The 14,180-nt window shown below is 59.3% G+C and carries 13 protein-coding genes; 8 read left to right on the forward strand and 5 right to left on the reverse strand.

Annotation, left to right across the window (positions count from 1 at the left end; translation table 11 throughout):
* Positions 1-139 precede the first annotated feature (139 nt).
* From AXG89_RS36830 to AXG89_RS36840, 3 genes are read left to right on the forward strand one after another with little or no spacing between them, the layout of a single operon-like run.
* Positions 140-1,939: a ShlB/FhaC/HecB family hemolysin secretion/activation protein gene (locus tag AXG89_RS36830; protein WP_075360109.1), complete on the forward strand. Its 1,800-nt coding sequence runs from the start codon at positions 140-142 to the stop codon at positions 1,937-1,939.
* 38 nt (positions 1,940-1,977) lie between these two features.
* Positions 1,978-3,849: a filamentous hemagglutinin N-terminal domain-containing protein gene (locus tag AXG89_RS36835; protein ID WP_119024788.1), complete on the forward strand. Its 1,872-nt coding sequence runs from the start codon at positions 1,978-1,980 to the stop codon at positions 3,847-3,849.
* Entirely contained in the window at positions 3,812-4,039 is a 228-nt protein-coding gene (locus AXG89_RS36840) for a hypothetical protein (RefSeq protein WP_075360111.1), read from the forward strand. The genes AXG89_RS36835 and AXG89_RS36840 overlap by 38 nt, the downstream gene beginning before the upstream one ends.
* A 46-nt stretch (positions 4,040-4,085) precedes the next feature.
* Here the strand turns inward: AXG89_RS36840 and AXG89_RS44545 are convergent, their stop codons facing one another.
* The gene (locus tag AXG89_RS44545; RefSeq protein ID WP_305954652.1) at positions 4,086-4,412 is read right to left on the reverse strand and encodes a SymE family type I addiction module toxin; all 327 of its coding nucleotides are present in this window, start codon (positions 4,410-4,412) and stop codon (positions 4,086-4,088) included.
* A 34-nt stretch (positions 4,413-4,446) separates the two neighbouring features.
* On the opposite strand from AXG89_RS44545, the gene AXG89_RS36850 reads away from it, so the two are divergent.
* Both AXG89_RS36850 and AXG89_RS36855 read left to right on the forward strand, forming a co-directional pair.
* Positions 4,447-4,761 (forward strand): hypothetical protein, encoded by a 315-nt coding sequence (locus AXG89_RS36850; protein WP_075360113.1) that lies wholly within the window; start codon positions 4,447-4,449, stop codon positions 4,759-4,761.
* A gap of 743 nt (positions 4,762-5,504) precedes the next feature.
* Positions 5,505-6,299, forward strand: coding sequence for an SDR family NAD(P)-dependent oxidoreductase (locus tag AXG89_RS36855; protein WP_075360115.1), 795 nt, complete (start codon positions 5,505-5,507; stop codon positions 6,297-6,299).
* Positions 6,300-6,905: 606 nt separating this feature from the next.
* On the opposite strand, the gene AXG89_RS36860 is transcribed toward AXG89_RS36855, so the two are convergent.
* On the reverse strand, positions 6,906-8,315 hold the full coding sequence (locus tag AXG89_RS36860; protein WP_119024789.1) for an amidase: 1,410 nt from the start codon (positions 8,313-8,315) through the stop codon (positions 6,906-6,908).
* Between the two features lie 121 nt (positions 8,316-8,436).
* On the opposite strand from AXG89_RS36860, the gene AXG89_RS36865 reads away from it, so the two are divergent.
* Positions 8,437-9,018, forward strand: coding sequence for a TetR/AcrR family transcriptional regulator (locus tag AXG89_RS36865; protein ID WP_075360117.1), 582 nt, complete (start codon positions 8,437-8,439; stop codon positions 9,016-9,018).
* Between the two features lie 121 nt (positions 9,019-9,139).
* Here the strand turns inward: AXG89_RS36865 and AXG89_RS36870 are convergent, their stop codons facing one another.
* Both AXG89_RS36870 and AXG89_RS36875 read right to left on the reverse strand, forming a co-directional pair.
* On the reverse strand, positions 9,140-9,475 hold the full coding sequence (locus AXG89_RS36870) for a DoxX family protein (RefSeq protein ID WP_236873679.1): 336 nt from the start codon (positions 9,473-9,475) through the stop codon (positions 9,140-9,142).
* A gap of 2 nt (positions 9,476-9,477) precedes the next feature.
* Positions 9,478-10,401, reverse strand: a complete 924-nt coding sequence (locus AXG89_RS36875) for an NAD-dependent epimerase/dehydratase family protein (RefSeq protein ID WP_075360347.1) — start codon at positions 10,399-10,401, stop codon at positions 9,478-9,480.
* Positions 10,402-10,643: 242 nt separating this feature from the next.
* Here AXG89_RS36875 and AXG89_RS36880 point away from each other — a divergent pair, with 242 nt between their 5' ends.
* On the forward strand, positions 10,644-11,138 hold the full coding sequence (locus tag AXG89_RS36880; protein WP_236873707.1) for a TetR/AcrR family transcriptional regulator: 495 nt from the start codon (positions 10,644-10,646) through the stop codon (positions 11,136-11,138).
* An 89-nt stretch (positions 11,139-11,227) separates the two neighbouring features.
* Here the strand turns inward: AXG89_RS36880 and AXG89_RS36885 are convergent, their stop codons facing one another.
* The gene (locus AXG89_RS36885) at positions 11,228-12,772 is read right to left on the reverse strand and encodes a methyl-accepting chemotaxis protein (RefSeq protein ID WP_075360348.1); all 1,545 of its coding nucleotides are present in this window, start codon (positions 12,770-12,772) and stop codon (positions 11,228-11,230) included.
* Between the two features lie 433 nt (positions 12,773-13,205).
* On the opposite strand from AXG89_RS36885, the gene AXG89_RS36890 reads away from it, so the two are divergent.
* Positions 13,206-14,162 (forward strand): DMT family transporter, encoded by a 957-nt coding sequence (locus AXG89_RS36890; protein WP_075360120.1) that lies wholly within the window; start codon positions 13,206-13,208, stop codon positions 14,160-14,162.
* Positions 14,163-14,180 lie beyond the last annotated feature (18 nt).

Genomic DNA, 14,180 nt, shown 5'->3' on the forward strand with positions numbered 1-14,180 from the left:
ACGAACTTTAGGAAATTACTGAGCCGTTATTCTGGAGTCCACACCTTAATATTGCGCCCCATTTGAAAGTGTTTCCATTCCTACCCAACGGGCTCAGGGACGTTGCCTTGTGCCGGGAATAATTCCGACCATTGAATCCATGATTCCAGTTCGCGCGACTCGCCGCACGTTGTTTGCCCTCGCTGCAGGACTGGCTTTTCTGAGTGCAACGGGATATAGCGCGGCTCAAGTCGCGCAGATCAATGCACCAGGTATCGACGCCCAACGCCGTCAGGACGAACAGCGTCAGCAAACCGAGGAACGGGCGAGCGAACGGCCGAGCGTGCAGACTGAGGCGCCTGTTTTACCGGTAATTGATCTCGCTTCGTTGCCACAAGAAACGCCGTGCTTTGCGGTGCGCGAACTCCACCTGCTGCACAACCCTTTTGGTTGGCTCGATGCACTGTTGCAGCCAGTAATCGGTGCCTGCATCGGCAAGCAAGCGGTTCGCATCATTGGCGAAGCGGCAAGCAATGCGCTGATCGCGCGCGGCTTTATTACCTCGCGGGTGTTGATCCCTGAGCAGAACCTGGCGTCGGGTGTGCTGAACATGGAAGTGATTGCCGGGCGCGTGAGCGCGGTACGCGTTGCCACAGCGGAAGATTATGAACAGTCGCCGGCGGCGCCTTCCACCAAAGGGGCGGCCGAACAGCCTGGTGCCGCCGCTTCCAAAGTTGGCCGCGAGATTGGCTGGTCGCGCATGGTGCTTCCCACCTATCCAGGCGCAATCTACAACCAGCGCGATGTCGATCAGGCGCTCGAATCGATTCGCCGCTTGAGCGGACAGGCCGTCACCGCCTTCGATATCCAGCCAGGCCACACCTTGGGGGAATCGGTACTACTCATCAAACCCGCCGCCGATCCGCTTGTGAGCAAGCGCTGGCACGCGACCATAGGCGCCGACAACTACGGCATCGATTCGACCGGACGCTTCAATCTGAACGGCACGTTCACATTCGACTCGCCGCTGCACTTATACGATCAGCTCACGCTCTCGGGCAGCACCAACGCCGACTTTACTGATCACCAGAAAGCCTCGCGCTCGGGGTCCGTCAACTGGAACGTCCCTATGGGCTACGCGTCGTTCTTTGTGAACGCGAGCACGTCGCGTTATCTGCAAACCGTGGCCGGATACATGGAGCCGCAGCAATATCGCGGTGACAGCGCCGAGGTCAATGCCGGGATGGGCTACGTGCCATATCGCAGCGCATCGGCGCGCACCAGTGCCCAGGTCAAGTTCTATCACCGCTTTAATCACGCGTATCTCGATGCCCAGCCAATCGATTACCAGGCGCGCGATCTGATTGGCTTGGAGACGACGCTTGCGCATCAGCAATATTTTGGACCCGCGGTGGTGAGTGGTGGCATCGCCTGGCGGCAAACGCTCCTGGGCATGACCAAGCTGCCTGGCACGGTAATCGGCGAACCCGACTGGAACGGCAAGACAAAGATTCTGAGCGGCAATGCGCAGGCCACGATTCCGTTCACCGTTGCGAACCAGACGCTGCGATACAGCGGCCAGTTCAACTGGCAGCACGCTTATACGCCCCTGATTCCGAACGATGACCTGACCATCGGCTCCCCGTACACGGTGCGCGGCTTCGACGGTCAGACGACGCTTGCCGCCGAAAGCGGTTGGGTCTGGCGCAACGAACTCGGGCTGAGTTTCGCTGGACAGATGCCGTTCGTCGCATTCGATGCGGGACGGGTGAGCGGCCCCAATGTGCAGTATCTGCTGGGGCAAACCTTGATGGGCGCCGCGCTGGGCGTGCGTGGCCATGTTCCCGCGAGCCTTTATGCCGCGATCGATTTCGAGGTCACGCTCGGCTGGCCAGTGGTCAAGCCTCGCGGTTTTCCGGGCGGCCCGGCGCTGATGTTCCAGGCGAGCACGCTGTTCTAGCACGCATAAAAACAATAGCAACAACAAGAGGGAGAAGCATGAATCAGGGTCGTTTCCGGTTAGTGTTCAGTGGTCTGCACGGCATGATGATGGCGGTTGCCGAGTTCGTGAGCGCACAGGGCAAAGCCGAAGCGGCGGGTGATCGGAGTGCTCCGGCCAGTGCGCATGAATCGTCTGACACGCCGTGGTTCGCCACTCGCAAGTCCACCTTCGCCGCGCTCTGCCTGTTCGGTCTGCAACCGCTTCTGGTCGATGTAGCGCACGCGCAGGCCGCGCTGCCCGTCACACCCGATCGCAACGCAAGCGGTGCGCATCCGGTGGTGAGCGTGGCTGGAAACGGCGTTCCAGTGGTCAACATCGTGGCCCCGAATGCGGCCGGCACGAGCCATAACAAGTACACGGATTACAACGTTGGACAAAAGGGTCTGGTTTTAAACAACAGCGGCCAGAACAGCCAGACGCAAACCGCAGGCTGGGTGCAGGGCAATCCGTTCATGGGCAACCAGAGCGCGCGGACCATCCTGAACGAAGTCACCAGCGGCAATCGCTCGCAACTGCTTGGCATGACCGAAGTCGCAGGCCGCGCGGCCAATGTCGTCATCGCCAATCCGGCGGGGATTTATTGCAATGGCTGCGGTTTCATTGCCGCGCCGCGCGTGACGCTCACCACGGGCGTGCCTGTGCTGGACGCCAATGGCGCGTTGAGCCGCCTCAATGTCATGCAAGGCGCAATCACGATTGACGGTCAGGGGCTCGACACGCGTGGTGCCAGTCAAACTGATCTGATAGCGCGTGCAATGGAGATCAATGGCCAGATCTGGGCGCAGCAACTGAACGCAACGGCAGGCGCGAATCAGGTGAACTACACCGATGGCGGTGCCACACCGATTCCTGGAACCGGTGCACGGCCGGTGGTCGCTATCGATGTGTCGGCGCTCGGCAGCATGTACGTCAACAACGCGGTGCGGCTGGTGGGCACCGAACTGGGCGTGGGTGTGAACCTCGGCGGCACGCTTAATTCGCTCACCGGCGATATCCAGGTGGCGAGCAACGGTGACGTCACGATTACGCCCAAGGGTGCGTTGCTCGCTGCGAACAATGCGCAGGTCAGTGCCACGTCGATTACTAACGCGGGGACGGTAGCAAGCGATGGCAATGTCGCGCTCATCGCGACCCAGGCGCTCACAAATGTGGGAACCGTCACGGCCAGAACGAATCTTGGCGGCACGGGCCAAAGCGTGGCGAATAGCGGCACGTTGGCGGGCGGTATCGCGACCGATGGCACCGTGAACGCGGCAGGGAGCGTGAGCGTCATTGCGTCGGGTGTATTGCAGAACAGCGGCACGATTCAGGGTGGGCAGAACGCACTGGTGCAAGCCGCGAACGGTGATCTGTCGAACGGCTCGATTCACGCGGGCAAGGTTGCCACGCTCGCCGTTGCAGGCGACGTGCTGCACACCAACGCAACGCTGGACGCGCCCTCGCTCGATGTGCGCGTTGGCGGGACGCTTACCAATCAGCACGGCTCGATTGCGAGTCAGGCACCGTTGAACCTGACGGTGGGCGCACTCGATAACCGTAGCGGCGTGGTGTCCTCGCAAGGCTCGCTCAATATCGATACCGCGAACGTGCAGAACGCCGGCGGCCAGCTTGTCGCGCAGCAGGACATTGCGGTGCATGCATCGAATATCGGCAATCAGGGCGGCACGATTGGATCGGTGACGGGCGCGGCGGCGGTATCGGCGATTGTGCTCGATAATTCCAGCGGCACGATCAGTGCCGCGCAGGCCAGCAGCGTCACCGCAAGCAACCTGACGAATGCGCAAGGGCACATCAGCGGCGATTGGGTACCCTCTTGGAGCCAAAAGCAAAATGAGCAAGCTGGAAGCAATAGTGACGAGCCCGCCTGATCGTGAAAGTGTGGTCTTTGAAATCTTGTACGAGAATCGGCAGGTTGCGGAAATATCGAAGGAACCTGGTCATGGTTACGAAATTGAAATTTATCCGGCTGCCAATAACGGCGCTTGGCACTTTGATTTAAACGAATTTAAAGCGATGCTGGACGACGGCATCAAGGAGTTGGCAAGCAATCCACAGTAAGATTAAAACAACGAACCCGGCCGCAGCCGGGTTCGTTGTTTGTGGTTCAAGCTGGCGTAATGATCAACTTACCGTCTTCAACATGAACGCAAACGCGACTATCGGGTTTAAAGCCAGCCTGCTTGAGCCAGCGGCCCATGAGCCGAATACGCGGGATGGGCCGTTGCCTCGCTGGTCGATGCGACGGATGGTCTGTCCATCGAATGGCTCTCTCGCAGGCCATAAAGCGTTCTGTAACGGTCGAGCTTGATTTAAGATTGGCGTCAACCATGGTCAACTCCTTCTGTGAGTTGGTGGTGGAAAGAAGGCGGTACGTATCGAGCGGAAATGCAGGCGGCGGGCGCTGCGCTCGTGGGTGGTTTGGGTGAGGCATAGCAAGTGCGGCAGGTTCAGCAGCGGGCGCTGGTTTGGCATCGATATCGGCAGGCAAGCTCAATGTGCTGAGCGATTCAATCGCCAACTCCAGTCCGACGGCTAATGCAGATATCGACAGAACACTAGGGAATATTGTGACGAACGTGATTGCCACGGGCACGGGTGCAGCGGTCGGTGGTGGCGATGCGGGTGCGTTCGCAGGGTATAACGTTGACCGCTTCAACCGGCAACTTCACCCTGAAAAGAAAGTGATCAAGGATTTATCGAACGGTGATAAAGATAAAGAACACTGTCTCGAGGCTGCTGGCTGTGCACTGGTCCACTGTGCTGCTGAATCAAAGCCCTGATAATGTCATCAAGCGCGTCGGCCGCCGCGAACAGCCTATTGAGCGAGATGCCAATGGCGACCGAGATGCGTTCGCGTGAGTGCTGTCGACGCAGTACGCGTCGCGCAGACCGCGATAGTGCGGTACGTGTCATATACAGTCCCTTTTCGGCGCGGGCGCGTAACTGCTGCCGACGACCCGCGGAGCCGACCGGAAACGCATGAATTGCTGCATCTGGAGATCGACAGATCGCGTCACCACGACATGTTGATAACCTCAACCCTTTTCGCCATCTTGCAGGGCTTTTATGCCACATGCTTCGTGGGATCTATGATTCGCGCGTACACGATCCGACGCTAAATCGCGTGGAGTACTGTGTTTTCCTTGGTGTGCTTCCCGAAGTGATCTGTCGAAAGCTAAAAAATAACCGACATGAACCGGCAGACATGGTTGCCGCGTCAATTCCACCGTTTAGGTACCCGATCTATTCTTTATAAGAATGAATCTTATGAACGGGTTGGGGATTATCTTCAGCGCAGATAGCTTATACAATTCGCCTCTAGTTAAGAACAGAGAAAACGTCGTCTACGTTTCATTCTTCGAGAAAGTGTTTTGGGTTCAAGCTTTCCAAAACGATTAATAGTCCTTCAGAGTCATCTTGAACTGGTCATCAGGGCACTGCCGTCTTATCCGCTTCGCCGAGACGCTTCGCCAAAGGCCAACTTGCGTCTCCAACGCCAACTAATCTGCTTAAGGAAAATTCTATGAACATCAATCTAAAAGGCCGGAAGGCAATCGTAACGGGCTCTACCGCCGGTATCGGTCGAGCGATTGTCGAGGGGCTGGCGCGCGCTGGAGCGTCTGTCGTGATAAACGGCCGAGGCGAAGAACGGGTTAGCAAAGCTGTTCAGGAGATACGTCAGCTATTTCCCGAGTCCGATATCGATGGCGTCGTCGCCGACTTGGCCACAGCTAAAGGCGCAGCATCTTTTTTCGAGCAAGTGGAAGGCGCCGACATTTTGATCAATAACCTGGGCACGGCAAAGCCCAAGCCCTTTGACGAGCTCACCGATGATGATTGGCTCAACCTGTTCCAGATCAACGTCTTGAGTGGTGTAAGGATGACTCGCCATTACCTACCGAAAATGGTGAAGCGAGGGTGGGGACGAGTTGTGTTCATCAGCAGCGAGTCCGCACTGGCCATACCAAAGGAAATGATCGACTACGGTATGACAAAGACGGCGCAACTTGCAATTTCCAGAGGAGTTGCGGAAACAGTCGGCGGAACAGGTGTAACGGTAAATTCAGTCCTTCCAGGCCCGACGCGCTCCGAAATCATGTCGAACTGGATGAAATCCGGGGCCGAGAGCCAAGGCATCACCCAAGAAGCCGCCGAGCAGCAATTTCTAAAAACAACGCGTCCCACATCGCTCATCAACCGATTCGCAACCACGGAAGAGGTTGCAAATATGGTTGTGTACGTCTGTTCAGAGCAGGCTTCGGCCACTACTGGTGCCGCGCTACGAGTGGACGGCGGCATCGTCAGATTTGTTGCGTAAAGCTAAGCGTATTTGGACTTCACGGTCGACTTGGCACCGACGGATGATTCGATCGATTCGCCTATGGTCGGCTCACCGCTCGGCTGTGCACGAACGTTGAAATCGCTTCGACGAGTTGGTCCGCCAGAGGCAAGTCTGGATCCGAGTGCGCGGCGAGGTTTTTGTTCCGGTCTGCCTTATCGACACGCTTGAGGACGTGGTTTGCGTTGGCGACCAGCACGAGTCCGGCCTGGGGGTACGAACGACATCTATCTCTAGCGACAATTGTCAGCGATCCAGAGTTTGGTGTCGATTGTCCGCTCGTGGCCGGGCTCTGCACTACGGACGATCGGCCGTACCCGACCCCCAATCGACCTTTGAAGGGCCGCGCATCGAACGGCCGTTTTCAAGGTATTGCAGACCTTCGCGCACTCTTGCCAAACGACCCCTTGTCTCGTCTTTAGTGTCGACTTCCCTTGCACACCAAGCAACATCCGTATTTAGCAAGAACAGACGTGCCCGCTATCAGGAAACATCGTGCGACAAATGCATCTGCATTGCATGCGAGCATGCCTCCTTCGTATTCGGTGTCCCTCAGGGACTGATGGTTCGCGAAGGCCTTCAAGATCAAAGCGCCGGATGAAGACTGCGTACCGGGCTCACCGCTTCGAGCAGGGAGGCGACGTGGAGAATGGTGGATTCCGCTTGCCACGCGCCGACGACCTGCACGTTGATTGGCATCCCTTCCTTGCTCGTACCGAACCGCATCGCCAAGCCCGGCAAGCCAGTTACGTTCAGCGGCACCGTTGCGCCTTGCAGGTAGGTGGCATCTACCGTCTGACCGTCGATGACGAAGCTTTCGACGCCATGTTTGTGAGCTGAGATCGGCAGCACATGGGTGATCAGCGCGTCGTATCGGGTGAAATAGTCGGCATAGCCATCGCGCAGTCGCTCGGCTGCCTGCTCAGCCTCGATAAAGTCCTGCATCGACGTATCAGGCAATGAGAGCATCGTCTTGGCCATCTTGTAGATTTCATTCTGGCTGCGGCCTGCCGTGGCGGCCGCAAAGGCGGGCTTCATTTCCATCACATGGAGCTTGTTGAATACGTCGAGCGCAAAATCGCGTTCGAGTGCAGGGATACCGACGGGTTCTACGAAAACGCCTTGATCCTTTAGTGCGTCGGCGGCTGCCTTAACCGTCGCCGAAACCTCTGGATCGACGGGCCCGAAGCCAGGGCCGACCATCCAGCCTACGCGTAAGGGACAAGCCGGGGCGCGACCCATACCCGCATCGAATTGGACCGTGCTGCTCGCAAACGCATCCTTGCCGTCTGGTCCGCTCAATATCGAAAACGCCAGCGCGATGTCACGCACCGAGCGGGCCATCGGGCCGACATGCCAGAATCGACGTGGTGCACGGGGCCAAATACCTGTCATCGGCACACGGCCATGCGTAGCTTTCATGGAAGTGATGCCGGTCTGTGCCGCCGGGCCACGCACAGAAATAGCGAGGTCTGTCCCTAGTCCAATCGGAGACATCCCTGAGGCGATTGCCGCCGATTCGCCGCCGCTCGAGCCACCTGGCGTGCGGGTCAAATCCCACGGGTTATTCGAACGACCGGACAGCAGATTGTCAGTCTCGATCCAGTAGGAAAACTCGGGGAGATTCGTCTTTGCGAGCAGGATACCGCCCGCTTTTTTCATGCGCGCGACACTGGTTGCATCGGTATCCGGGCGGCGATCTTTGAAGATGGGCGATCCGCGCTGGGTCAACACGCCAGCCGTGTCGATCGAATCTTTGACGGTGAAGGGGACGCCATGCAGCGGACCCAGTTCATCTCCGGCCAGGACCGCGGCTTCGGCGGCCTTTGCAATCTTCAGCGCTTCGTCCGCTACCGTCACTATCGCGTTCACTTTCGGGTTCACGGCGGCAATACGGTCAAGGTGCGCCTGCATGACTTCGACCGGCGAAACTTCCTTGGTGCGGATAAGTTCGGCCAGCGCTGTCGCGTCTTGAAAGAATAAGTCGTTTTTCATAGAGCAGCCTCTTGGGTTGGGGAGCGGTCAAACGGCGTCAAATAAAACTAACTAACGTTTGTTAGGTAGACGATAGACGCTATACTTGTCGTCGTCAACACTTCTTTCACCGCAGGGATTTATGAAGAACCAGCCGAGCACAAGCCCGAGTTCCAGCGACAAGATTCTTGTTGCTGCGACCAGAATTGCGCAGGCCCACGGCTTTGGCGGATTGAACATGCGTGCGCTTGCCGATGATCTGGGTATCAAGGCCGCTAGCCTTTATTACCATTTCTCCAGTAAGGCGGACCTTGCCGCCGCGGTGGCCAGACTTTACTGGGAAGACTCGGCGGCTACGCTGGAAGCCTTCTTGATCGAGACCCCTGCTCCTGCCGAGTGTTTGCGCAGATACCCGAATACGTTTCGTAAATCGTTGGAAAGCGACAACCGCATTTGTCTTTGCAGCTTCATGACGGCCGAGTACGACGATCTCCCCGAGGGCGTGAGGGCCGAAGTGCGGGCATTCACTGAAGTGAACGTCGCGTGGCTTAAAAGGGTCATCGTGGCGGGCGCGATGGTTGGCGCCCAAGACGCCGAAAATCGTGCACGGGCGATTTTTGCTGCAGTTTCAGGCGCGCAATTAATGGCGCGTGGCCGTTCCGATATCGCCCTCTTCGATGCCTTGATAAACAGTTATCGCGAGGCCGGACTGATCCCGGCATAAAAGAGGCATGCGGAATTGGTCTCCGCTGGACGCGTCACATCGACCGTAATAAAGCGTCTGCTATTCCCTTGAAACTGCAAGGTGAATCGAGACTGGCCGCGTTCCATTTAGCGAGAGAGCCTCAACCGTTGACCGCCGCAGTAACCACAATGAGAGCCGAAAAGACCAGCGCCGGGGCGAGATGCCGGAACGGCTCCCGATTTCGTAGCAGCGTGAAGAGCGCACCGATCATGATCGCACCGGCCAGCGTCAGGCCTAAAACCCTGGTTTGCCGTCCAGGAAGAAGTGTTGCACTGAGCAGTTCGAGAGCGCCACACAGCAACGGAAACCATGCCGGGTAACCCCATCGTGCGAAGTCGCGCTTCACCGCGCCGAGCCCCGCGAGATTGACCACCCCGGCAACCGCGAACAGAACCGCTGCGATCGTCGCGAGAATCGACTGGAAATTCAACGCCATCGTCATGCTCCGGTGCTTTGCTGAAAATGCGTCTGTGCGGAAAGGTCCGTAATCAGGCTTGGGCCGTGGGGTTCCCACGCGAGAACGCGCCGGGCATGCTGGCCGCTTATCGTCTGGTCGAGCGCCAGTGCGTCAGCAAACGGGCCAAGCGATTTGCGAGCATCGTCGAGCGGCCATAATTCGACACGCTCGGCGCCGACCGAGGCCCGAATCGCTTCCCCCATACCGGCAACGGCAACGGCATTTTCCGCGACCACGTTGAAGATCTGTCCCGTCACTCGACCGTCCCCGCTTGCCGCCCGCTCCACCGCGCTCAGATAGGCAGTGGCGAGATCATCGACGTGCACCGCGGGCCAGTGGTTGCCGCCATCTCCGACGATTCTCACAGTGCCGGTCTGACGGACCATGCCGGCAATCATGCCGAAGACGCCGCCGCCGTGGCCGTGCACCATCGCCGGCCTGAGGATCACTGCGGCAATCGAGCGGCGTGCTGCCAGCGCCAGCACCTGCTGCTCCACTGCGGGCCGCCAGGCGACGAGTGGTGTCGGGTTCAGCACCGATGCTTCAGCCGCGGGCTCTCCTGCCTTATTGCCGTAGACCCAGGTGCCCGACGTGTAGACAAATGCCGCGCCCGGGTGCAAATGCGAAAGCATCGCTACAACGGCAGCCTCATCGGCTGCGGCGGCGGAAGCATCGTTGGTCGACGCCGTGTGAATCACACCATCAGCGGCACCGGCCGCCGCCGCGAATGACTGTGGCTCACGCAAGTCACCGCCGTGCAGTTTCACGCCGAGCGGTACCAGCGCGCTCGCCGCCGCCGACCTGTCGTCGCGCACCAGCGCCGTCACCTGATGGCCGAGGCTGATTGCCTTGCGTGCGACCGCTTGCCCGATGTAGCCCGTACCACCTGTAACGAATAGTTCCACAGCGTTCTCCTCGATGATTGCCTGTAAAGGGACAAAAAACATGCAAACGAGACTGGTCAGTCTCGTTACGACAAATCTAAACGAGACTGACCAGTCTTGTCAACTATTCGATGATCTGTTATTTATCTGGCATGAACACATCCTCTCTCCCCGACTTGAGCCCGTTGCAACTCCGTAAGCGGTCCGCCATTCTCGACGGCGCGAAAGCCGTTTTTTTAAGCCAGGGGTTCGGCTTGGCAACGATGGACGATGTCGCCGCTGCTGCTTGCGTCGGCAAACAGACCGTCTACCGCCATTTCAAGTCGAAGGAGGCACTCTTCGTTGGTCTGGTCAGCGAGATGTGCGCTCAGGTGGGCGTGCTGCTTGCCGGCGCTCAGGGCGAGCAAACCGATGGCGCATCCGAGGTCGAGTTACGCAAGTTGGGATGGATGCTGGCGCGAAGTCTTATCACGCCGGACTATCTCCGGCTTTACCGGGCCATCGTTGCCGAGGCCGAGCGTCTTCCGGAGCTCGGCCAGGTGTTTTACGAGAATGGTGCAAAGGTCGTGCGAGCCTTCGCCGCACAAATCCTGCGAAAGCGATTCGACGATTCGACTGCTGCATTGCGGGCAGCGACATTCGTTCAGTTGGTGCTCGGCGACGCGTATCTGGAACTGTCAATTGGCTACGCGGTGCCCAATGTCGAGGCGCGCTTTGCGCTGCAGATCGACGAGGCGGTGGCGGCTGCGCTTCGCTAAGAAACGCCGCACAAGATGTCGGGCCGCTGCATGCGAAGCGCAGCAGCATGTAGCGTGAAAGCAAGGCCGCGCTTCCGGATTCTCATTCCTTAAACCCGAAACACCGCCACCGCCACATCCAGCCGCTCAGCCTGCTGTTCCAGCGAAGCCGCCGCAGCCGCCGCTTCCTCCACCAGCGCGGCGTTCTGTTGCGTGACTTCATCCATCTGTGCAACGGCGCGATTGATCAACTCGATGCCTCCTGTCTGCTCCGATGAAGCCGCGCTGATCTCGCCGATGATGTCCGACACACGCTTCACCGCCGCGACGACCTCGCCCATCGTCTGCCCGGCCTGTCCGGCGAGCGCGTTCCCCGTCTGAACCTTGTCCGCCGATGCGCTGATCAGCTCCTTGATCTCCTTCGCCGCAGCTGCGCTGCGTTGCGCGAGGCTGCGCACTTCGCCCGCGACCACGGCAAATCCGCGTCCCTCTTCACCCGCCCGGGCCGCTTCGACCGCCGCATTCAGCGCCAGGATATTGGTCTGGAACGCAATCCCTTCGATCACCCCGATGATGTCCGCAATGCGCGTGGAACTCGTGGCGATATCGTCCATCGTGTGAACGAACTTGCCTACCACGTCGCCGCCGCGCACTGCCGTGGTCGATGCATCCACGGCCAACTCGCTCGCCTGCCGGGCGTTGTCGGCGTTCTGCCGCACGGTCGCCGTCAACTGCTCCATGCTCGATGCCGTCTGCTGCAACGAAGCGGCCTGTTCCTCCGTGCGCTGCGACAAGTCGATGTTGCCCGCCGCGATCTCCCGCGCGCCATGAGAGATCGCGCCGGTGCCGCCGCGCACTTGCGTAACCGTCCCGACCAGCCCCTGCTGCATGCGCCTGAGCGCGGCGAACAAGCGGCCCATTTCGTTATCACGGGATGCATCGATAGTTGCCGTCAGATCCCCCGCAGCAATTTGCTCGAAGTGATGAATCGCTGATTCGATCGGCTTCATCACGGCCGCGCTCAATGCACCCCGTGCGATGAACCCAAGCACCAGCGCAAGCGCGGCGATCACCACGGCGCCCGTTGCCATCGCGTGGAATTGTCGCTGCGCTTGCTCATAACGCGCTTGCTGCCGCGCGATCTGCAACGCTTCGAGCGCGGACATTGCGTGATCGTAGGTGGCGTATAAACCGTCCGCTGTCTGGACCTGCAGCGTGCGGAAGGTGTTGAAATCGTTTTGCGCGAGGGCATCGAATTCAAGATTCAGCGCCTTCGCAATCAACGCCGTGCGTGCGGTTCTGGCGGCTTGCGCGAGTTGCTCTTCCTGCGTATCGCGCGGCTTCGCGAGGTACGCGTCGAACTCGGCGTCGCTGATCTTCAGCGTCTTGCGCGCGTTCGGCAGCATGTCGTCGCTCGCCTTGCCGAGCATGAACAGCGTCTCGTAGTTGCCGAGCGCGAGACGCACTTGCAGGAGCCGTTGCGAACTCGTCTTCAGGTGCGTGATGGCCGCGGTATCGGTTGCGACCATCTGTTCGAGCGCCTGGTTGCTCTGGCGCAGGCACGCGGCAGCCGCGAGCAGCACCGCGACAATTGCGAGCGTGTACCCGGCGATAGTGATCGTGAGACCGCGGCGAATCGTGAAGTTATTGAACATGGCGATGAACGCGCCGCGCGCGTGGTTCCTCAGGTATCGTTTAGTTTTATTGAATAAACGGAAAGCGCTGACTGCACACGCAATGCGCCCCGTAGCGCGATTCTTGCGGAATGTGCGTATTGGCGACATCGGGAAATGTGCGCCTTCAGATTTGGCACGTCCGTGCCGATAACCGGTGATGCCCAGCGCAGCGATCACGCAAAAGAATGAAGACAGCGTGAATGACACCGCAAGAACCGATAGCAATTTTTCTCACATACCGGTGAGAATTGCTCGTTTGAAGCCCTTCAATCCCGCGTCTACGATGGCAGCATGAATCGCAGGTCCGGCGAGCAGTGACATTTCGCTTCAGGATGAAACGTCACGAGTTCGAGCATCGATATGATGGCTTCGCCTTCCGGCCCAACTATGCGACGCCCCTCGCCAAAATCTGATGAACCCGACCAACATCGTTCAATTGCTTGTTCTCGCCGCCCTTTGGGGTGGATCGTTCCTGTTCATTCGCGTGGGTGTGACCGACTTCGGCGTTGCGCCGCTGATGGCGTTGCGTGTGGGTATCGGCGCGCTGTTCCTGCTGGTGCTGCTCTTCACGCGCCGGCCAGCCCGCGAGGCGGTGAACACCATGCGCAAGCACGCCGGGTCGTTGCTCGTGGTGGGCATCCTCAACTCCGCCGCGCCGTTTTGCCTGTTTGCGTTTGCGGAACTCACGCTGTCGGCGGGAGTGACGTCGGTTATCAATGCGACCACGCCGCTGTGGGGCGCCATCGTTGCATTCCTGTGGTTGAAGGACCGCCTGAGCACGCTGCGCGTCGCCGGCCTCGCGATAGGTTTTGCCGGCGTCCTCGTGCTCGTCTGGAATCAGATCGCGGCGCCGCAAGAAGCGGGTATGTCGCCGGCAACGACCGCGCTTGCCGCGTTGGCTGCGTTGGGGGCGACGCTGCTTTATGGGATTGCGGCGAGCTACACGAAACGGCGCCTTACTGGCGTCGATTCGCTGACGGTCGCGGCCGGGACCATGACGGGCGCGACTATCGTGTTGCTTCCGTTCGCGATCTTCTGGTGGCCCGTTGCGCCGGTTTCAACGGTTGCGTGGGGATCGGTGATTGCGCTCGGCGTTGCGTGCACGGGCGTCGCTTATATGCTGTTTTTCCACCTGATCGCGGTCGTCGGTCCGGCGCGCGCGATCACCGTGACCTTCGTGATCCCGGTCTTCGGCATCCTCTGGGGTGCGATGTTTCTTGGCGAGCAGGTCTCGGCGGGAATGGTGGGCGCATGCGTGATCATCCTGATCGGCACGGCGCTGGCCACGGGCGTGGTGAAGAAGCTGCCGTTCGCTCGCGCATCGATTGCGAAAGCAGCGGACGTCATCACGTTGCGCGACAAAACCTGAGGCCGTATTCACACTCTT

Origin of the sequence: Burkholderia sp. PAMC 26561 (genome assembly GCF_001557535.2) — a bacterium.
In the GTDB taxonomy this organism is placed as follows: Bacteria; Pseudomonadota; Gammaproteobacteria; order Burkholderiales; family Burkholderiaceae; genus Caballeronia.